General features: G+C 41.3%; 19 protein-coding genes. 18 read left to right on the plus strand and 1 reads right to left on the minus strand.

Annotated elements, in window-relative coordinates:
* Positions 1–7: 7 nt before the first annotated feature.
* From R2R28_RS09785 to R2R28_RS09795, 3 genes are all read left to right on the plus strand, one after another.
* Positions 8–3,202 carry a TonB-dependent receptor gene (locus tag R2R28_RS09785; protein ID WP_316825497.1) on the plus strand — a complete coding sequence of 1,065 codons (3,195 nt, stop codon included), beginning with the start codon at positions 8–10 and terminating at the stop codon, positions 3,200–3,202.
* A gap of 5 nt (positions 3,203–3,207) precedes the next feature.
* Positions 3,208–4,890: a RagB/SusD family nutrient uptake outer membrane protein gene (locus R2R28_RS09790; protein WP_316825498.1), complete on the plus strand. Its 1,683-nt coding sequence runs from the start codon at positions 3,208–3,210 to the stop codon at positions 4,888–4,890.
* A gap of 118 nt (positions 4,891–5,008) precedes the next feature.
* Positions 5,009–6,073: a phosphatidylinositol-specific phospholipase C1-like protein gene (locus tag R2R28_RS09795; protein ID WP_316825499.1), complete on the plus strand. Its 1,065-nt coding sequence runs from the start codon at positions 5,009–5,011 to the stop codon at positions 6,071–6,073.
* 183 nt (positions 6,074–6,256) lie between these two features.
* On the opposite strand, the gene R2R28_RS09800 is transcribed toward R2R28_RS09795, so the two are convergent.
* On the minus strand, positions 6,257–7,237 hold the full coding sequence (locus R2R28_RS09800; protein ID WP_316825500.1) for an aldo/keto reductase: 981 nt from the start codon (positions 7,235–7,237) through the stop codon (positions 6,257–6,259).
* A 259-nt stretch (positions 7,238–7,496) separates the two neighbouring features.
* Here R2R28_RS09800 and R2R28_RS09805 point away from each other — a divergent pair, with 259 nt between their 5' ends.
* The 15 genes from R2R28_RS09805 (at position 7,497) to R2R28_RS09875 (ending at position 21,684) form a co-directional block, all read left to right on the plus strand.
* Positions 7,497–7,805, plus strand: a complete 309-nt coding sequence (locus R2R28_RS09805; protein ID WP_316825501.1) for a helix-turn-helix domain-containing protein — start codon at positions 7,497–7,499, stop codon at positions 7,803–7,805.
* 28 nt (positions 7,806–7,833) lie between these two features.
* Positions 7,834–8,307, plus strand: a complete 474-nt coding sequence (locus R2R28_RS09810) for a hypothetical protein (RefSeq protein ID WP_316825502.1) — start codon at positions 7,834–7,836, stop codon at positions 8,305–8,307.
* A 210-nt stretch (positions 8,308–8,517) separates the two neighbouring features.
* A complete protein-coding gene (locus R2R28_RS09815; protein WP_316825618.1) occupies positions 8,518–9,219 on the plus strand; it encodes an SDR family NAD(P)-dependent oxidoreductase in 702 nt (233 codons plus the stop codon).
* A gap of 56 nt (positions 9,220–9,275) precedes the next feature.
* Positions 9,276–10,193: a helix-turn-helix domain-containing protein gene (locus R2R28_RS09820; RefSeq protein WP_316825503.1), complete on the plus strand. Its 918-nt coding sequence runs from the start codon at positions 9,276–9,278 to the stop codon at positions 10,191–10,193.
* Between the two features lie 592 nt (positions 10,194–10,785).
* Complete coding sequence (locus R2R28_RS09825; RefSeq protein ID WP_316825504.1) at positions 10,786–11,565, plus strand: gliding motility-associated C-terminal domain-containing protein; 780 nt, start codon at positions 10,786–10,788, stop codon at positions 11,563–11,565.
* Positions 11,566–11,598: 33 nt separating this feature from the next.
* The gene (locus R2R28_RS09830) at positions 11,599–12,468 is read left to right on the plus strand and encodes a PorP/SprF family type IX secretion system membrane protein (RefSeq protein WP_316825619.1); all 870 of its coding nucleotides are present in this window, start codon (positions 11,599–11,601) and stop codon (positions 12,466–12,468) included.
* A 381-nt stretch (positions 12,469–12,849) separates the two neighbouring features.
* Positions 12,850–13,179: a hypothetical protein gene (locus R2R28_RS09835; RefSeq protein WP_316825505.1), complete on the plus strand. Its 330-nt coding sequence runs from the start codon at positions 12,850–12,852 to the stop codon at positions 13,177–13,179.
* Between the two features lie 103 nt (positions 13,180–13,282).
* Positions 13,283–13,462: a histone H1 gene (locus tag R2R28_RS09840; RefSeq protein WP_316825506.1), complete on the plus strand. Its 180-nt coding sequence runs from the start codon at positions 13,283–13,285 to the stop codon at positions 13,460–13,462.
* A gap of 190 nt (positions 13,463–13,652) precedes the next feature.
* Positions 13,653–14,228 carry an RNA polymerase sigma-70 factor gene (locus R2R28_RS09845; RefSeq protein WP_316825507.1) on the plus strand — a complete coding sequence of 192 codons (576 nt, stop codon included), beginning with the start codon at positions 13,653–13,655 and terminating at the stop codon, positions 14,226–14,228.
* Between the two features lie 180 nt (positions 14,229–14,408).
* On the plus strand, positions 14,409–15,200 hold the full coding sequence (locus R2R28_RS09850; RefSeq protein WP_316825508.1) for an SDR family oxidoreductase: 792 nt from the start codon (positions 14,409–14,411) through the stop codon (positions 15,198–15,200).
* Between the two features lie 67 nt (positions 15,201–15,267).
* Positions 15,268–15,669 carry a heme-binding protein gene (locus R2R28_RS09855; protein ID WP_316825509.1) on the plus strand — a complete coding sequence of 134 codons (402 nt, stop codon included), beginning with the start codon at positions 15,268–15,270 and terminating at the stop codon, positions 15,667–15,669.
* 19 nt (positions 15,670–15,688) lie between these two features.
* Positions 15,689–16,492 (plus strand): AraC family transcriptional regulator, encoded by an 804-nt coding sequence (locus R2R28_RS09860; RefSeq protein WP_316825510.1) that lies wholly within the window; start codon positions 15,689–15,691, stop codon positions 16,490–16,492.
* A 28-nt stretch (positions 16,493–16,520) separates the two neighbouring features.
* Entirely contained in the window at positions 16,521–16,739 is a 219-nt protein-coding gene (locus R2R28_RS09865) for a hypothetical protein (RefSeq protein WP_316825511.1), read from the plus strand.
* Positions 16,740–17,180: 441 nt separating this feature from the next.
* Complete coding sequence (locus tag R2R28_RS09870) at positions 17,181–18,140, plus strand: FecR family protein (protein ID WP_316825512.1); 960 nt, start codon at positions 17,181–17,183, stop codon at positions 18,138–18,140.
* A 181-nt stretch (positions 18,141–18,321) separates the two neighbouring features.
* Positions 18,322–21,684 (plus strand): SusC/RagA family TonB-linked outer membrane protein, encoded by a 3,363-nt coding sequence (locus tag R2R28_RS09875; RefSeq protein WP_316825513.1) that lies wholly within the window; start codon positions 18,322–18,324, stop codon positions 21,682–21,684.
* Positions 21,685–21,701 lie beyond the last annotated feature (17 nt).

Below are 21,701 nucleotides of genomic sequence, written 5' to 3' on the forward strand. Positions count from 1 at the left end.
ACAGATCATGGAATCAAATTTACTTAAAATGTATTCTCCGAACAGGAAAAGACTCTCCGCACGGTTAAGCCTGCTTACAGGTGCGGTAATTGCCTGTTGCATTACCTGCTGGCATCCTGCACAGGTATACGCAACAAGCAAAATACTTACGGTGATTTCTACCGTCCGTATAAGCGGAAGCGTAATGGACGAGAAAGGAACACCCCTTCCCGGTGTAACCGTTTTATTAAAGGGGACAACAATAGGTACGGTCTCAGACAAAGACGGTAATTTCTCGCTCTCTATACCAGATGCTTCAGCTGGAAGCCTGGTATTTGCCTTCGTAGGCTATCAGAGCCGTGAACTCAGTCTGTCTGGACAAACCAATATCAAAGTTAGTCTCCAGCCCGACGCCAAAACATTGAACGAGCTTGTCGTTGTGGGTTATGGGGCACAGAAAAAAGCAACGCTGACCGGTTCAATCTCGATAGTTAAGGGAGGTGACCTGGTTAAAAGCCCCCAGCCCAATGTTTCGGGTTCCTTTGCAGGACGTATATCTGGAGTAATTGCCAATAACGTTTCCGGCGAACCAGGTGCTGATGGCTCAAATCTTTTGATCCGCGGTCTTGCCACCAGTGGTAGTAACGCAGTACTGGTAGTCGTGGATGGAATCCCGGGACAGATCGGTGGACTGGAACGTCTCGATCCAAACGATATAGAAAGCGTTTCGGTGCTAAAAGATGCATCAGCGGCAGTTTACGGAAACAGGGCCGCAAACGGTGTAATTTTGATAACCACCAAACACGGTAAAGCAGGTAAAGCTTCGGTTTCTTATAGCTTTAACCAAGGCTTCAGTTCACCAACCCGCCTGCCCAAATTGGCTGATGCACCAACCTACGCCCGCATTGTGAACGACATCAGTTATTACAACAATCCTTCAGGTGGTATGAACCAGGTATATAGTGCAGACCAGCTCCAGAAATTCGGGAACGGAACAGATCCGCTCAATTATTCCAACACCGATTGGGAAAAAACGGTTCTTAAAAATCACGCCTTACAGAACCAGCACAACCTAACAGTCAGCGGTGGCTCTGAAGATGTTAAATATTTTGCTTCAGTAGGTAAAATCTATCAGGATGGTATATATAAAAATGGTGCTGCAAAGTATAACCAATATAATTTTCGCTCAAATATAGACGCAAACGTAACACAGGGATTTAAAGTTGGCCTGTCGCTTGCCGGCCGTGAGGAGGACCGCCAGACGGCGACAACTGCGGCCGCAGACATTTTCCGTTCCATTTACCGGTCATACCCTACAGCGGCGGCGTTTTTTCCAAACGGAATGCCGACAACGGGCATAGATCAGAGCAATCCGGCACTTACGCCGACAGATATCGGCGGAACCAATAGAAATCCAACACAGACTTTTAACGGCATTCTAAAGGCAGCATATGAAATTCCGGGAGTAAAAGGGCTTTCGCTAGACGGTTTTTTCTCTGTAGATAAATCGAATACCTTTTCCAAAGCATTTTATACCCCGTATACCGTATATGGTTACAATAGAACAACAGGAGTATATAGCCCAAGTATTCAGGGCGGCTCAAATGCCATGGCCTATCTATACGAATCGCAATTAAACCAGTCATTGGTTACCTCCAACCTCAAAGTGAATTTCGTAAGGCAGTTTGAGAAGCATAGCATAAACGCCTTTGTAGGGTATGAGCAAAGCCAGAACAAATACGACTTTTTCTGGGCACAACGTAACAACTTTTTAACCAGTGCAACTCCAGAACTCTCCCAGGGGGGGACAGCGGCGAACAACGCAACCAATGGAGGAAGCAGCAGTAATAACGCGGCAAACCCCGCCTATAATTATAACCGTCGGAGTGTGATCAGCAGAATTGCTTATAATTATGATGAAAAGTACCTGTTGGAAGGTCAGTTGCGTGCAGACGGCTCATCGCTCTTTGCTCCCGGTCACCAATGGGGCTATTTCCCTTCAATATCTGCCGGCTACAGGATTTCTAAAGAAAAATGGTTCAGCGACAATGTAAAATTTATTGACGACCTGAAAATCCGCGCGTCCTATGGCGTGCTTGGCGATGACATTGTCGGTGCTTATCAATACGTTGACAACTACTCTTACAATAACCTGGTCGTGTTTGATAACGGATCGGGCCCTTCTGTGCAGCCCGGTATTGCCCTTACCAAATTGGCGAACTCTGCAATTACCTGGGAAACGGCAAAGAAAACAGATATCGGTATCAATGCGGTATTCCTGAAAAATTTCACCTTGGAGGCTATTTATTTCCGCCAGGTAAGATCTGATATTTTGGCTTACCGTAACGGATCATTGCCAGCCACTTCAGGAATTGTCAACCCGTTCGGGGCAAATCCACTAGTGCCTGCAGAAAACATTGGTAAAATAAACAATAATGGCTTCGAGGCAACATTGGGTTATGACCACCACGGTAAATTTTCATGGGGCGTTTCCGGAAACTTTACTTACGCCAAAAGCAAGATCATCTCCATTGATGAGGCGGCCGGAACATTAGCATATCAAAGTCAGACCGGTAGGGCTTTGAACACAGGCCTGCTATACCAATCAACTGGTATTTACAGAAGTCAGGCAGAAATAAACAGTTCTCCACACGTCCAGGGAGCTATGGTTGGTGATCTGATTTATGAAGATTATAACCATGATGGCCAGATTACTGCGGCTGACCAGGTACGTACCAAATATGGTAATATCCCGCAGATAGTTTACGGTTTAGGTATGAACGCAGCCTACAAAGGCTTTGACCTCTCCCTGCTTTTTGCAGGCCAGGCGCAGGTTAGCCAATATGTACTGCCCGAATCGGGGACAATTGGGAATTTTTATAGTTCGTGGGCCGATAATGCAACAAGCCCTGCCAATCCCAATGGATCCTATCCGAGGGTTTCGGACCGTGCTTCAAGCGCTGTGAGCGGAGGACTTTACAATAGTACATTCTGGCTTAATAACGCTTCTTTCATAAGGCTTAAAAATATTCAGCTGGGCTATTCTTTACCATCAAATGTCCTGTCACACTTACATATTGCAGGCTTAAGGTTATACGCAAGTGCATTTAACCTGTTTACCATTACCAAAGTCAAGGATTACGACCCGGAAGGGACCAGTGGGACAGGACAGTTTTATCCTGAACAGAAAATTATCAACATTGGTGCCAATATCAAATTTTAAAAACCATGAAAAATATTAAATATATAATAGGTAGTGCAATGCTTTTTATGGCCTCGCTAACGGCCTGTAAAAAAGACTTTCTTAATTTATCTCCGACAGACAGGGTTACAGGTAATTCGATCGCAAGCGATACAACTTTGTTTGAAGCTTACGTAACAAACAGATATCTTGGGGTTACCTTGTATTCAAAGGAAGGGAGTTATTCGCCACCGGGCTTTGGTCGTGGCTTTGAATATGCGATGTGGAGTTCTGTTACCGATGAATCCATATATACCAATAATGACGGGTCATGGGTCTTGCAGCAGGGCCAATTGTCGGCCGACAACACCGGGATTGCCGGTACACTTTGGGCACGTAGCTATCGCAGTATCCGGGAATGCAATTATGCCTTGAGTATCATTGATGGTTTGCCGTTGAATGCGGCACACAAAAACAGACTGCTTGGTGAAATCAGATTTATCCGCGCCTTCAGGTATCATGATTTGATTCGTAATTACGGTGGAGTGGTACTGATCGGTGACAAGGTCACAGACCTAAACAGTAATCTTCAGGACCCGAGTCTTTTTAAAAGGTCAACTATTGCTGAATCCATTAACTATGCAATTGCACAATTGGATGATGCTACATCGAAATTACCATTGAACAACAGTTCAGCCTGGGCACTGGGACGGGCGACTAAAGGTGCAGCCCTGGCGGTAAAATCAAGGCTGCTGTTATATGCTGCGAGTCCTTTGTACGATGCAGGAACATGGCAGGCAGCGGCGGCAGCAGCCAAAGCAGTTATGGACCTGGGAAAATATAATATAGACCAGGGCGGTTATGCTAAACTGTTTTTAAATCCGAACAGCCCCGAGATTATATTTGAACGTCTTTATTTTTCAAATACAGCTATACATTTACCAATAGAGCGGGCTAACGGGCCAAATGGATACGATGCATGGGGTGGCAATACACCATTACAGAACTTGGTGGATGCCTATCCGATGGCGAATGGCAAGCCGATCACAGATGCTTCCTCCGGATATGACCCCCAGAATCCCTATGTAAATCGGGATCCGAGATTTTATGCCACGATTTTATATAATAAAGCACCATATCGGGGTAGCACGGTAGATATTTACCTTCCCGGCGGAAAAGACAGCAACCAGGGGCCATCAAATTGGAATACCAGTTTAACAGGTTATTACCTCCGCAAGTTTATGAACGATAGTTATCCAATAGTTAATCCAGCGAGTGTGGCCGGTGCACAGCCTTGGATTTATTTCCGGTATGCGGAAATACTACTCAATTATGCTGAGGCACAGAATGAGGCAGAAGGGCCGGATCAAAGCGTTTATCAGGCTATCAATACTGTCAGATCACGTGCATCTGTGCTCATGCCCCCTCTATCAGGTCTCTCGCAAAGTGAAATGCGCACTGCCATACAGAACGAAAGGCAAATTGAGCTTGCTTTTGAAGAGCATAGGTTTTATGATGTACGCCGCTGGAAAATTGCACCGCAGACGGAAAATGTACCTGCATATGGAATTTCTGCAACAGTAAACAGCGCAAACCCATCAGGTTATACCTATGCTAAAAAAGTGGCATTGACCGGCCGTACATTTAAAGATCAGGAATACTGGTTACCCATCCCATTGACAGAAATACAGGCTTCCAACGGTCAGTTAAAACAAAATGCAGGTTACTGATGCAAAGGCATCGACACATATTATCTAATGATATCCGGAAGCATTATCCAACAAATATATAAATGTTGATTTTAACAGCCGGAACAGTTGTTTTCCGGCTGTTTGATATTTTTAAGCCATGAAGTTATTTTTAACCGCTTTCTGCTTTTTTGCTGTTTTTTTTTATATCCGGCAAAATATTGATGAAAATACACCGATCAATAAAATACAGGTGATCGGATCACATAACAGTTATAAAAAAGCGATAGATCCTGCCCTGATCAAGTTTCTTTCGCGAAAAGATTCAACAAGATATAACTGGCTTGATTACGAGCATACTCCTCTTGTGGACCAGCTGAGCATGGGACTCTGCAATCTGGAAATTGATGTTTATTCCGATAAAAAAGGCGGTAGATTTTCCCATCCCAAAGGCTTGGACTGGGTGAAAGGCCAACCTGAATACGACCCCAAAGGCGAAATGATGGCACCTGGATTTAAGGTTTTCCATATGATCGATATTGATTTCCGGAGCCAGTGCCTTACTTTGAAGAACGGGCTCCAACAGTTAAAGGTATGGTCCGATGCGCATCCAGACCATAACCCTGTGTTTATCACCATAGAACCCAAGGACGATGTATCTGAAAATAAAGAAGTGACAAAACCAGAACCCTTCACCAATGAAACCTTTGAGGCACTGGACAGGGAGTTTTTGGATTATCTGGGAGACGAAAAAATCATTACCCCTGATAAGGTAAGGGGTAAATACGCTACGCTTGACGAGGCTGTGCGGCATAGCAGTTGGCCAACGCTTAAACAGGCTAGGGGTAAGTTCCTGTTTTTGCTGGATAACCGGGATGCCAAACGGGCAATGTACATGAAAGGCCATCCGTCCTTAAAACACCGGGTTCTGTTTACCAGCGCTGATGTGAGTACTCCAGAGGCGGCAATGATGATCATCAATAACCCTAGAGATCCTCAGATACCCCAATTGGTGAAACAAGGTTACATCATACGCACGCGTGCCGATGCAGACACCAAGCAAGCGCGTACAAGTGATTATAGCGATTTTATTGCTGCACAAAATTCCGGTGCACAGATTATCACTACCGATTACTACAAAAAAAGCAATCATTTTAAATCCGATTATATCATAGCATTTGATGGAGCGGATAAATATTTTAGGGTTAATCCTGTAATTAAATAGAAGCCTGTTTATTCTAGTTCACTGGAAAAGCGAATCGAATGGCTGACGCTGCAATGTTGAATTATTGAAACTCGGATTATGGGTGCTTTTGTAAAAGGGCTATAGTTCATGATATCATGAAGACAGATCTAAACCAAAGATCTGTCTTTCCTATATTATAAAATTATAAATGCTTAAAGAAAATTACCATCTCTGCTCAACATCTTTCTTTATGTATTTGTCATAAATACTATTTACAGCTTCTAATTCTTCTTTTGTTAAATCATTTAAATTTAATGTTGAGAGATTGCTTTTGACCTGGACAGGGTTACTTGCGCCTGGAATAACTGCTGAAACCTCTTTATGCATCAAAACGAACTTAAGAGCTTTCTGCGCTAAATTGTCATTACCTAGTATTGCTTTTAGCGCTTCTACAGCTTGTATACCGTTCTCATAATCAACTCCGGAGAATGTTTCCCCTTTGTCGAATGCTTCTCCATTTCTGTTAAATTTGCGATGGTCATTTTCCCCAAATACGGTTTGTCTATCAAATTTTCCTGTCAACAGACCACTTGCCAGAGGAACTCTTGCAAGTATGCCCAAATCTTTTTCAGTGGCCTTTTCAAAGAATAATTCACGCGGTTTTAGCCGGAACATATTGAAGATGATTTCTACTGCTGAAATATCAAACTGGCTCGCATTGATAGCTTCCTCAACTGTTTCTACACTCACACCATAATGCGCGATTTTACCTTGTTGTTTTAGTGTATCCAGCGTTTCAAACACTGCAGGATCTTTATAAACTTCGCTTGGAGGACAGTGAAGCAAAACCAGGTCCAGACTTGAAACTTGTAGATTATCTAAACAAGCATCCACGTATTGTGTTAAATTAGCCTTATCATAAGCTGAAGCAGTATGTGGATTTGCTTTACGGCCGATTTTTGTAACTACATATATTTTGTCTTTGACCGTTTTTATAAATTGCCCAACAGCTTTTTCACTAAGACCATCCTGGTAAATGTCAGCTGTATCAATCAGATTTACACCGCCCTGGTATGCTTCCTGAAGAATGTCAACAGCTTTCGAATGATCGAATTGCTCTCCCCACTTTGCACCTAGCTGCCACGTTCCTATTCCTATTTCGCTAACCTCGTAAGATGTCTTTCCTAATCTTCTATAATTCATATTACTTTCTGTTATGATAAACCACGCTATTTAATATTTATAATCAATGAACAATGTCATAAAAACTATGATGCAAAATTAAAACAACATTCTTCAATCGGCAATATATGGTAACCCAATCATATACTGATAAATTTATCAGTATAGCCTGTATAGTCAAATCCAATATTTTGTTGTAATTTCATACATCCCAAATTGATAAGCAGATATGCACCAGCGAAAGATTCCATTATACGCAGGTTGTGGTTATAGTTTTACCATGCAAATCATTGGTGGGAAATGGAAAATCTGTATAATTGATGCATTGCGGGATGGTCCGTTAAGACCCAGTGAATTGTTTAAAGCGATCCCCGATGCCACTGAACGGGTGATCAATCAAAAGATTAAAGAGTTGTTAAATCACAAAATCATAAATAGAACGATTTATGCTCAGCAGCCTCCGCGCAGTGAATACTTTTTAACCGAGCTTGGTAGATCGGTTTTTCCATTGATCGATTCATTGGATGACTGGGGCGAAAAAAACAGAGCGGTTTATGAAGATGTCAATCCGGAAAATATAAGCAGATAATTGAAGTTTTCAACGTAAATATATTTCAATGGAACCCCTTATTATCAGGAAAGCAGCGTTAAACTTATACCTTTTATTAGTACTGGCAGTTTTATCGTTTCTGTTTTTTATCTATATTTTCAATGAACATTATACAATGATAGCTGTAGGCATCATTGCTGTTGTCGGGCTATTTCCTGGATGGCTTTTTTTTTATGCAATTCGTGAGCTCATCAAAAAAAGCCCTTACCTTACTTTTACCGAAGATGAGCTCATCATTAAAGATCGTGATTTTTACAAGTGGGAAAAGATAGAAGGGTTTGCATTCAGCATAGAAGAAGTAGGACGTGATAATGCAGGCAGCATATATAAAAATTACATCACCCTATCATTAAAGGATGGCACTTCTGCAAAAATTCCGGTATCCCATCTGGACAGGAAGTCAGATGAAATCCTGTATTTACTTAACGAATATAAGCGGGAATCAGATGGTGCAAACGGGCCTTTGAAAGGTTCAGGCTAGGTACTGGAAATGAAATGACAGCAATGTCTTAAAAAAAACGGAAAGAAACAACGATAAACCCGATGAGTTGCACCTACTGTAGAATAGCGAAATTTGCAGACAAAATTCCTCAATTAGCAAACTTTTGATTACTGAATTCCATAGACCTTTGTATAAATAAATAGTAAACTCAAAATGAAAAAAGTACTGATTACCTGAGCCAATAAAAGTATTGGCCTGGAAACTGCAAGACAACTATTGAAAAAAGGATATTATGTTTTCTTAGGGTGTCGTAATCTAAAAAATGGTCAGGAAGCCATTGAAAAACTTAAGTCGGAAGGCTTGAAAGAGGCTGAAGCCGTCTTGATTGATATCACAGATCAGAATTCGGTTGAAGCAGCACGTGCTGAGGTCGGGAAGAAAACTGACGTTCTGGATGCATTGATCAATAATGCTGGAATGAGCGGTGGTATTTCCCAAACCCCATTGACCGCCAACGTTGATGTTATGAATACCGTATTCAATACGAATGTTTATGGTGCCGTAAGGGTTACCCAGGCATTTATTGACCTATTAAGAAAAGCCCAACAGCCACGGATTGTGAATGTATCATCTGGTATGGGTTCTTTGACCCTGTGCAGCGATCCGACATTTCCATATAAGGATTATGTAGGAGGTATCTATAGCCCATCAAAAGCAGCACTTAATATGTATACGATTGCTTTATCACTTGAATTACGCGATTCACCTTTCAAAGTAAATGCTGTAGATCCTGGTTTTACCGCTACTGATTTTAACAATCACCGCGGTACAGGTAGTGTGGAGGATGCGGGTACACGCATTGCCAAGTATGTGCTAATTGGCGAGGATGGGCCAACAGGTAAATACATCAGCGAGGAAATGAACCCTCAAACAGGCGAAATTCCCTGGTAAAATTGGTTATAACCGGCAATGATGATACTGCCGGTTATAATTGTAAAATTGTCGAAATGAAAAAAGAATCTAATACCCCCTTTAAATTTGAATCCCTATCTGCTGTACATCTGTCGTTTGGTTTACCTAAACCCCAGCACCCACTGATCAGTTTGGTGAATAATTCAAACAATGAAATAGATTACAGTAGATTCCCTAATGGAAGTATTCTTAATTTTTATAAAATATCTTACAGAACCATCCTCACCGGGAAATTAAAATATGGCCAGGCATACTATGATTTTGATGATGGCGGCTTGCTGTTTGCTGCTCCCGGCCAGGTGATTGGTAGCGCGGACCATGAAGGTGACCACTCCGGCTATTCATTATTAATCCAGCCCGATCTTTTGTGGGGTTATCCCTTGGCAAAAAAAATCAGACAGTACTGGTTTTTCTCTTATTCGACTAATGAAGCATTACATCTATCTGAATCGGAAAAACTAACCATCCTTTCAATTTTTAAACTCATCGAAGAGGAGTTGAACAACAGAATTGACGATTTTAGCCAAGACGTAATTGTCTCACAGATCGAATTGTTGTTGACTTGTTGTAACCGTTTTTACAAAAGACAATTCATTACCCGCAAGATCGTTAACAATGACATTTTGCTAAGAATGGAGGAGATTTTAGATTTGTACTTTGAAGCAGAAACAGCAATAAATAGGGGCACACCCACCGTTCAATATCTATCGGATCAATTAAATGTATCTCCCAGTTATTTAAGTGATATGCTTCGTACTCACACTGGACAAAGTGCACAGCAACATATCCATGCCAAAATTATAGAGAAAGCAAAGGAAAAGCTATCCACAACAAGTTTATCGGTCAGTGAAATAGCTTATATACTTGGCTTCGAACGCCCGCAATCGTTTAGTACATTATTTAAGTCTAAAACCAAACTTTCACCACTGGAATTCCGGCAATCATTCAATTGATTGGAAAAAACGAAATTGATCACCCCCTTCTCTCTAGAAACAATTTGATGTTTACTTGCCCGCTGATCTACAAGAATTGGCGTTGGTTCTTCTGGCAAGAGTTACACACACCAATTCCAACGGTTTGTATACCGTCCACTATGGGTATGTTCTGGTGGTCGATGGAACATGACATGATTCATTGCCTTAGAAACAGGCACCCGAAAAAGGTGAATTTACGAACCAACTGATTTTTATTTTAATAACGATAGGTAAAAAGGAGGGCCCGATGGCATATCCGTCAGGGGGCAAGTTATCTGCAGATGCATACGATTAACAAAAGTTTCTGGTGCCGACCGGGAGATATAGCCTGTTTTTTTTAAAAATAGCTGAAATAGGTTGCTAAGTTTATACCATTGGAAATGATTTTTTTGCATCGTTTCTAATTCCTATATGCAGCTGGACTGGCTCAGGACATTCATCAAGTGTCGCATATTTTATCGAATGAGATTCATGAACTGCTTATTCTTCCATGTCACAAAGATACTTTATTATAGAAAAATTGTACTGGTTATGTGTTGGTTAATCCAATACTATCAAAGAGGTATCCAGTGTGATCCCACCCAGCGGTCTTAGCTACCGTACACCGAATACTTTTCTCATTAACTCAACCATCACACCGCTAACCCCTACCGTTACAGGTGGTATAAATACCTACACGATAACCCCAGCTCTTCCATCAGGATTAACTTTGAACCCGGCAACTGGGGTGATCAGCGGCATTCCAAATGCAGCCAGTGCAAAGGCTTTTTACCAGGCTACAGCCACAAACGAAGTTGGAAGTACGACGTTTGCTTTTGTCATCACAGTAATACAGGAACTTTCCGTTAAAATCGCCTCGCAGACTGACGCCACGAAATTCGGGGTTATAGACGGATCTGTTAACCTATCGGCAATTGGAGGTATACCACCATATCAATACAGGCTGAACAATGGGGATTTTCAAAATTCAGCTTCTTTTACCAAACTGGAAGCAAAGGAATACATTGCTGCCGTTAGGGATGCAGATGGCGCTTCAGCTACCGTTCTGCTTATGATAAAACAACCTATAAAGGTTACGGAGACGCCGAAAGATATCACTAATGCATTTAGCCCCAATGGAGATGGTATAAATGATAACTGGGTCATAACAGACATAGAATCTTATCCCTCACACCACCTGACTATAACCGACAGGGCAGGAAAGGTGATTTATTCAGTGAAAAACTATAAAAATGAATGGAATGGAATGTGGAACGGAAATTACGTAAGGGAGGGGACCTATTACTATTCTATAGTGTTCGACAACAGGGAATTACCAACAAAAAAAGGATTTATAACTATTGTAAGATAATCATGGACAGAATCAAAAAATAACGGGTTGAAAGTGATCGTTTTGCTTTTAATGATGACTTTAACAAAAGAATCAATTGCGCAGGTGGCGCCCCATAAAACCCAGTTTTTCGAAAATAACGCATTAGTAAACCCCGCCTATGCCGGTGCAAAAGCAACCGGGTCAGGAGCGTTAACCTATGCATCACAATGGAACAGGGTAGAGGGCTCCCCTAAAGTCATATCAGCTGTTGTCAATACACCCTTATCGGAAAAAACCGGCATTGGATTATCTTTCCTTAACGATAAAGCAGGCCTGATAAACCGTACAACTGTACTGGCGGCATATAGCTATAAAGTGAGATTTAACGAAACCAGCGCTATCCGCTTTGGTCTGGGGGCAGGTATAATAAATGATAAGTTTAGCAGTTCTGATGTCAACTCTCCGAACAACAGTTCCGATCCAGCATTCAACAACTACAATAACCACCATGGACTGTCCTGGAAGGCGGTAACCGGCGCTGTATATACGAGTGGAAAGTTTGAAGCACAATTGTCATGGCATGATCTGAACAATAAATTGTCAAACCGTACCAATACCGTTAATGATCCGGGATTGACCGCCAGTGTATCTTATAGGATTAATGTACTGGACAGTGTTAATTTACGTTCCCTAGCAGGGATCAGACAGGTTAATGGATATGGCAGTTATTATGATATAGGTTTTAACGCTGAATACCTAAGATTATTGAACCTGACAGCCCTTTACCATACCAATAAATCTTTAACCTTTGGTTTAGGCCTGAATTTGAAGGATAAGACCCGCTTCGTTTTTTTATATGGAACACAATCCTCGCAGCAGGGGAGCATTACGGGTGAATCGTATGAAGTCTTATTTGCCGTTCCTTTCCGGTTAAAAAGATAGCTCCCAATTTTAATACCATTAAGCTGTTCAACAATTGCGTTGGACAGCTTTTTAGAAATTTTTCGGGAATTACAATCAGGAAAACTACCATATCCAATAGATAATTTAAGAACCTAGGCATGTAGATCAATATGTTTGTCTGTAGAATTGTACACAAAAAACTAGCCGTAGGCAGGGGATCTGGTCTCTGATAACGTTTGCCTTATATTACTTTCAGGCACGCTCAATTAATCCTAATTAGTCGCGTTTATCTTATTTGAATTAGGGGACCCATTAGCGACTTGTTAATTCTCAGCGCCCGTTTGGAAAATATTATTGTTCATTTTCAGTGGATTATCTTTCAGTCCTTGATTTTATGGTTTATCGGTATATTTTTGCGGAATGACCGTAACCGTACTGGCTATTTTAGAGACCGATTTTAAACCCGAAAAAGCATTGGCGAAAGTAATGAACGACCGTTTGGTACGTGCAGCAAAAGAACTTCAGGATGTACATTTTAAACCTTTATCTGGCAGGGGCTTCTCGCATGATGACCTTGTGGTTTATATCAGTTATAACCCGAAATACAAAATCCGTTTCCGTATAGTTAATGATGTTCCTGCGGATATAGAATATTTTGTCGCCGAGTGCTGCGGTAGGCTTGGCTTTATTCTCTGGAAGGCTAACTCAATCGGGATAAGCACTGAATCCGGACGCTCTGATTTTCTTTAGTTCTCTTTGTATTTTCCCTGAAATGTTTAGTTTTGGGCTGGAATACGGTTTCCTATATAATATAATCAATATCCAGGGTCTTTGACCCTTTAAAAAAACAGTTATGGACAAATTCAAACAGGTACAGGAAGTTCTTGCTTCAGTTGAGGCTGATGTGGTAAAATTCTATGATGGTGGGAATGCAACAGCAGGTACACGTGTACGCAAAGCTATGCAGGACCTTAAAAATTTAGCTCAGGAAATCAGGACTGAGGTCACAGAGAAAAAAAACAGCGCAAAATAAATTAAAGACTGTTTTGGGAATAAGGCCACTGGTGTATATCAGTGGCTTTTTATGTATATATAGGATTGATAAGGGAGGGCGTATCACCAAAAACAAAACCGTAAAGGTTACAAATCAAATCCCATATAAGCGGAATTTTTTGGAAAATTATTATTTAACTGTAAATTAATATATTGCAGCCTAATTTGTGATGGTGAAAAATTATAGTGATCAGCAACTTGTCGAGCTCCTTCAAAATGGAGATGAACAAGCCATGGCCGAAATTTATGATCGTTATTGGCAGAAGCTGCTTGCCGTTGCATACAAGCATTCCCGGGATAAATCAGCTGCCAAGGATATTGTGCAGGATATAATGATCAAATTGTGGGACCGCCATGAAGGTGTTCAGATCAGTTCTCTGTCCGCTTATCTTGGTACCGCCGTGAAGTACTCGGTATTTAGTTACCTGGTACGTGAACGCCGGAGAAACGAAATTGCCGATCAGCTTGGTGCACATAATGACCGGGATAAGGGCGACGAGGAAATCTATGCCCAGTTCCTAAAAGAATATATTGATGGAATTGTGGAGGCGCTGCCCGAAAAATGTAGGCTCGTGTTCAAAACCAGTCGTGCAGGCGGCAAAAATATACCACAGATTGCAACGGAATTAAATATCTCAGAAAAAACTGTTGAAGCACATCTAACGAAAGCCCTCAGAACCATTAAATATTCTTTACGTAAATCGGGAATCATTACTAGCTTGTTTATCTATCTCTGGCTGAAATAATATCGCCAAACCTGTTTTTTTGCTCTGTATCTCATCTCAGATTTGCTTGTCAAAGGGCCTTGGCTTAATCCTAATGTTTATTATTTTGAACTTCCTGCCAATACAAATTTGAGCCTCTCACAAACTAATCTTATCGCTAATTAGTCCAATTTTGCTTTATAATTTTAAATTATATAAAATATGAGCAAGAGAATTTTAATTACAGGGGCCGCAAGTGGATTTGGAAAAATAGCTGCATTTGAGTTGGCTAAAAAAGGACACAAAGTAATTGCTACTACGCAAGTTTATCCGCAAATGAGCGACTTGATAAGAGAAGCAAAAGAACAGGAAGTTGAGCTAACCGTTGACAAATTGGATGTAACCAACGCGACCGACATTGCTTACATAACGCAGAAATACGACATTGATATTTTAATCAGCAATGCCGGAGTTATGGAAGCTGGCCCAATCGCTGAGCAACCTTTACATCTAATCCGGTCGATGTTTGACGTTAATGTTTTCGGTGGACTGCAGCTGGCACAAGGGTTCATCAAAAAATTCATAGACGAGAAGAGAGCGGGTAAAATTGTTTTCACAACTTCAATGGGTGAGCTTTGGACGGTGCCTTATGTTGCCGCTTACTGTGCGTCAAAACATGCAATGGGTTCAATTGCCGAAGGTCTTAAAACAGAATTAGCGCCGTTTAATATCAAGATTGCGACTTGTAATCCCGGTATCTTTGGAACTGGTTTTAACGACCGTGGCGTGGATACCATTTTCCGTTGGTACAATACCGAAACCAATTTCACACCCTCATCAGCCTTCGATGGAACGGCGGAAGCTTTGGCTAATCAGTTAGCTCCACATTCTATGGCTGATTGCATTGTTGATGTGGCTTTAGACGATAATTCAAACTTTAGAAATGTACATCCTAAAGAAACTGAAGACTTTGTAAAACAATTGCAAGCAGATGCTTGGACAGTAAAAAGCTAAATAAAATTCTAGAGGGTACAGTTCATAAACTGTGCTTTCTTTTCTCATTAATTTAAATTAAAATAAGATGAACATAACCTATAGCGAAGCAACAAAAGCATTAAGTGCTTCGATAGAAAAAGCAAAAACATTGAAAATCCCCGTAAGTATTGCATTGGTTGATGCAGGTGGACATTTGGTTGCTTTTGCAAGATTAGACAGTGTTTGCGGAGTAATAGATTTTGCAGTTAAAAAAGCCAGAACAGCCGTAATGTTTGGCGTAGAAAGCGAAATAATGGGGGCAATTGTTTCTGGAGCGGAAATTCACGGATATGGAATGTTGAATTCAAACGGTGGATTATTAACTATTGCAGGCGGTGTTGTAATCAAAAACAAAGATGGCAATATCATCGGAGCTATAGCTTCTTCAGGAGGTTCTCCAGAACAAGATAAAGAAATAGCGAGTGCAGGAACTGTTGCGCTGAATTAAAATTTGAGATATTTGTAGAATGGAAGCAAAGCCTGAAATCATTTTTGATAAGTTGGTCTATTCCTGTGTTTTTGAAAAACACAGGGGAAATGAAGAATTTATTCCCGAACATTTTTTAGGGTTTCAACTATCGGGTGAAACACATGCTTTTCACGCAGAAGGGAATACGGTTATTCCTGAAAACACCATCATATTGGTTCGAAAGAACCAATTAATAAGAACGATTAAATATCCGGCGAAGTCCGGGAAATATCAATTTTTATCCATTACATTGGACAAAGAAACGTTGCAAAAATATGCCCTGGAAAATAAGATCGTGGTAGAAAAAAAATATGCTGGTAAACAGAAGTTGTTTTTTGAACCTGATGATTTTCTGCAAAATTATTTCATTTCATTAAAACCGTACATCAACAAAAAAAAAGAAGCAACACCACGATTAGAAGATTTAAAAATCAGGGAAGCGATAGAATTATTACTGCAAAGCAACCCTGGTTTTAAACAGATCTTATTCGATTTTTCCGAACCCTACAAAATGGATTTGGAAGAATTTATGAATCAAAACTATATGTTTAATGTTCCGGTCGCCTCATTTGCAAAACTTACCGGAAGAAGTCTTTCTGGATTTAAGCGAGATTTTACAAAGGTATTCGGTACAACACCAAAGCAGTGGCTTTTGGCAAAACGTTTGGATGAAGCTTATTATTTAATCAAACATAAAAAACAAAAACCGGCCGATTTTTATTTGGATTTGGGATTTGAAAATATATCTCATTTTTATTCTTCGTTCAAGGAAAAATTTCGTTTAACCACTTCGCAAATCTAAAAATGGATTTCTCACAACATCTTCAAACTTGAACAAAGGTGATGTTATCGAAGGGAAATGGATGGCCGGAACCGCCCTGCTTAATATTTTGTCTGTTTGTGCCTTGCTTATTAAAGGCATTGATTCGCTTCAAAAAGGAATGCTTATTACATTGGGTTTATTGTTACTGATGAATGTAGGTTACGGTGGCGATTTATTTTTTTCCAACCAAAACATTTTGAACAGACAGCAGAATAATTTCAACTAAATATTTAGGTTACAGTTAATGCCGAAGGATCCAAAATTAAAATGGATAACAAGAGTTATACATTTACAAAGTAGGTTTTGGATGAACATACTCGTTCTTTCTGTTATCTGTTTTTTCATTACCAATAAAGTCTATTTTCAAGGATTAATGCTTGGTAGATAATAATATTTTTGGGGTATTACTGATTTTTTACAAAGCTATACATAACCGCTTTACGTGAAATCCTCAGTTGACAAGATTAATTGCAGTCAGTTATTGATTACAAGGTAATCAAATGCATTATGTACCATTGCCAAATCCTTATCTATACAAAATACTCCTCTTGTAAATTACTCTATATTACCCGATTTTGGTTTTGATAATCTTTTTATTACAAAAATATTTTTTTTAGACTAAGGGTAAAGTGCAGGGTTATGTAACTCTGTATTATAAACCCGAAAAATGGAAAAAGAATATCTGGATTTTCTGATGAGAAAGTTTCTCTCCGGAACTGCAACGGCAGCCGAACGAAAAGAACTAGATCAATGGTACCGTCAAAGCAACGCAGAAGATGTGATCTGGGAAGAGGATTTTGCTGGAGAGGCTGAATTGTTGAAGACCGGGATGCGGAATGATCTGCTAAAGCATATCCATTACAGCCGGATCAGGCGCTTTAATCCATGGTGGGCAGTTGCCGCCTCTATAATAGGGCTGTCATTTTTGGTATATATTTACCTACTATACCCGGATTTGACCGCACCAGACAGCAATAAGATCGTGGCTTCCCTATCAGAGCGGGCCACCGAGAATAAATATCTTTTTTTGCCGGATAGCAGTAGGATTGTATTGCATCCCGGAAGTACTTTCCGGTATAACTTCAACGGAAAACTTAGAGAGGTAACTCTGACCGGTGAAGCTTACTTTGATATCAAGCATAAGAGAGAACCTTTTGTAATCCATACAGGTAAAATTATAACAACTGTTTTAGGTACGGCATTCAATATAAAAGCTTATGCGGATCAGCCAGTTGTGGTATCTGTGACACGCGGAAAGGTAAGCGTTACCGATGAAAACACAAAGAAACTCGTGTTACTCACACCAGATCAGCAGGTGCAGTATTCAGTAGGAACTAAATTATCGGATCGGCAGGCAGTATCTTCTCAAAAGGTGATCAGTTGGGTGAAAGCGGATATGGATTTCCAGGAGCTTGAATTCGGGAAGCTGGCCGGAATACTTGAACGGCGCTATGGTGTCAGTATCCAATTCAAAAACCCCGAGATGCGAAACTGTCTGATAACAGGAATGTTCAAGGGGACAGAATCTGTAGATGAAGTGTTCAGGATTATTTCTGCTACGCTATCCTGCGGTTATGTGATCCAAGGGGATTCTGTTATAATCGATGGCAAAGCCTGTGATCAATGAAATTATCAACACTAAACCGTAAATATCAAACCAAAAATTAATATGAAGGAAGTCTACAAAAAAAACTGATCCACTTTTATCCTGCGTAGGACACGCAGCATAAAAAAAACTCCCCGGCCTTGGACAGCAAAGAGGAGTTCTGATTAAAAAAATTGTTTATCATTTTTAAACCATACAAATAATGCAAAAAAAAACCGCTTTTGCAAAGGAGAACTATTATGCGATCCTAACCAAATTTCTACAACTAAACCGGCTTTTTATCATGAAATTAAGCTTATCCTATACGGTTGCATTCATGTTCGGTTTTTCTCTTCTGGCCTCAACAAGGTCATCAGGGCAAAACCTCAAAACCACGCGGCTGACCCTGGCTGTCAAACACGAACCACTTAGGACTGCCCTTCAAAAACTGCAGGCCCGGTGCGGGCTGGGTATATTTTATTCATCGGTGAAAATCAGTGCTTTCAGTGATGTCAGCACAGATAACCGTCCGCATTCAATAGCTGAATTACTGGATATGTTGCTTAAAAACACTAACCTGGAATATAGGCAGGAAGAATCGGCAATCATTATCACAGAAAAAAAGACGGGTAGTTCCCCGCTCCCTGATAGACAACAGAAAAAAGTACTCGGGATCGTCACGGACGAGAAGGGCCAACCGATACCAGGGGTCAATGTTAGGCTGCGCCTGGACCTTAAGAACGCCACATCTACAGATCAGAACGGGCGGTTCCAGATAGATGTGGAAAATGATGATGACTTTCTTCTCTTTTCCTTCGTCGGTTATCAGCCGCAGGAAATCTCGGTAAAGGAGATAGCTGCGACGACATTGAAGGTTTTGATGAAGCCTATGAGCGGAAGCTTGAATGAGGTTCAGATAATAGGTTATGGAACCACGAGCAGAAGACTCAATACTGGTTCAGTCAGTTCGATTTCTTCAGAAGAGCTTGCCAAGGAAACAGTCAGTAATCCCATACAGGCACTGGCCGGTAGAATACCGGGTATGACTATATCGATAAATAACGGAAATCCGGGAAGCAACCAATCCGTAAATATACGAGGCGTAAACAATCTTGGGAGTTTGGGCCTTTCGGGATCATTGCCCCTTTTTATTATTGATGGTGTTCCATTTACAAATTTTAATGCCAATCTTCCTTTTAACGATAATCTCAACAGCTCCGGACTTATCGGTGCAGCAGGAGGACTGACTGCCTTTTCCTCTATCAATCCGCTGGATATTGACCGGATCGATGTGCTTAAAGATGCGGATGCCACTGCAATTTATGGCTCGCGCGGAGCCAATGGGGTAATACTCATCACAACCAAAAAGGGAAAGGAGGGAAAGGCGCAGCTCAATGTCAACCTTTATAGTGGAATAGAAAAAGTTGGACATTATGTAGATATGCTCAATACAAAGCAATACCTTGATCTCAGAAGAGAGGCATTTAAAAACGATGGTGTTACCGCCAACACTGCAAACGCACCGGATCTTTTGAGCTGGGATACAAATGCTGATACCGATTTTCAAAAACTGTTGATCGGTGGTACGGGGCATCTTACCGACGGTCAACTGAATTATTCAGGAGGAAATGAACGTATCCAGTTTTTTGCCAGTGGGAACTACCATAATGAAGGCTCTGTATATCTCGGTGACTATGGAGATACCCGTCTTATCGGCCGCCTCAGCCTCAGTACCAGCTCTTTGAACAAGAGGTTTAAGGCAGGCTTCAGTATCAATTATACAGATGACCAGAGCAACCTTCCGATATCAGACGTCTCAAGCGCAATGAGCCTACCGCCAAATTATCCGTTATATAACGCAGATGGCTCACTGTTCTGGGGCGCCGGTTTTACCAATCCGATGGCAACCCTTTTAAAAACCTATAAAAGTTCAACACAGAACCTGATTGCCAATGGTAATCTGGATTATAATTTTGGATATGGTTTTCATGCCAAGCTGAATGCAGGCTATACGCGCAATACCCTGGGCCAGCGAACGGCCAATCCGCTTGCTTCACAAAATCCGGCCAGCGCGACCTCCAACTCCGCTGCCTTTGCCAATATTATTGCTACCAATTATATTGCAGAGCCGCAACTTGATTATTCAATCGAAAAAGGTAAGCACAAGCTTCTTGCGCTGGCAGGGGGCACCTTTCAGCAGAACACGAGCGATGCTACAACCGTGAGCGGAACAAACTATGCTTTTGAATCCTTACTGACCAGTATCAACGCGGCAGGAACGGTAACAGCTTTAAATTCAAACAGTTTATATAAATATGCTGCGCTGTTCGGGAAACTGAACTACGGCTTCGACAATAAATATCTGTTAAATCTTACCTTCAGGAGAGATGCGTCATCCAGGTTCGGCCCGTCGAACCGCTTTGCAAATTTTGGGGCCGTAGGTGCTGCCTGGATATTCTCTGATGAATCCTTTATGAAGAACAGGCCGGCTTTCCTAAGCTTTGGAAAGCTTAGGGCGAGTTATGGAACTACAGGAAATGATCAGCTCCCGAATTATGCCTATCTGGCCCTATACGATAGCGGAACGGCATACCAGAACAGTTCTACCCTTATACCCAGCGGGATTGCAAATCCGAACCTGAAATGGGAAACTACGCGGAAGCTGGAAATCGGCCTTGACCTGGGCTTCTTTAATGACCGCATCCTGCTTACGGCCGATGCTTACATGCACCGATCAGGGGATCTGTTGACCTATGCGAACGCGCCGAGCCAGAGTGGTTTTAATACCGTAAATGTAAATCTTGACGCAATCGTTCAGAACAAGGGCTTTGAACTTCAGATCACCAGTACAAACATACAGATGGCCAACTTTAAATGGACCTCAAATTTTAATATTTCTTTCCAGAGAAACAAAATGTTAAGTTTTGCCGATGCCAAAACAGCATTTTACGGGACCAGTTTTGCTGTTGGATATCCAGTACCACCAACATTTTTATATTCCTATGCTGGGGTTGACCCCTCCAATGGGAAGGCTGTTATCAATGATCTTGACGGCAATAGTGCAGCTCTTTCACTTAGTGACCGGTACATCCTTGATCTGGGAAATCCTTATTATGGTGGACTGAACAATACATTCAGATACAAGCAGTTCACCCTCGACTTTTTCCTGCAGTTCAATCACCGTATAGGAATTATCAATCAGATAAACGGCATCCGGCCGGGAAGCCTCAATAACCAGAATATATCGGTTTTGAACAGGTGGAGGTTGCAGGGTGATACCGGTACTCTTTTTCCAGGGGCTTCTTCCAGCTCGGGTTCTGATATTTATGCAAGCTATAGCCTTTTACCTTCTTCTGATTTTTATTATGGCGATGCCTCCTGGATCAAACTACGGTCGGCAAGTGTATCCTACACGCTGCCTTCAGCGCTCACCAACAGGATCAGGCTTGGGAATGTCCGCTTTTTTCTTCAAGGGCAGAACCTGCTGACTTTTGCCAAGAACAAATATGTCCTGGATCCCGAATCCGGGAACGCACTTCCACCGCTTAGGACCATAGTGGCCGGTTTAAATTTTACCATTAACTGATAGATCATGAACAGCAT

Source organism: Pedobacter miscanthi, from assembly GCF_032678605.1.
Lineage (GTDB): Bacteria > Bacteroidota > Bacteroidia > Sphingobacteriales > Sphingobacteriaceae > Pedobacter > Pedobacter miscanthi_A.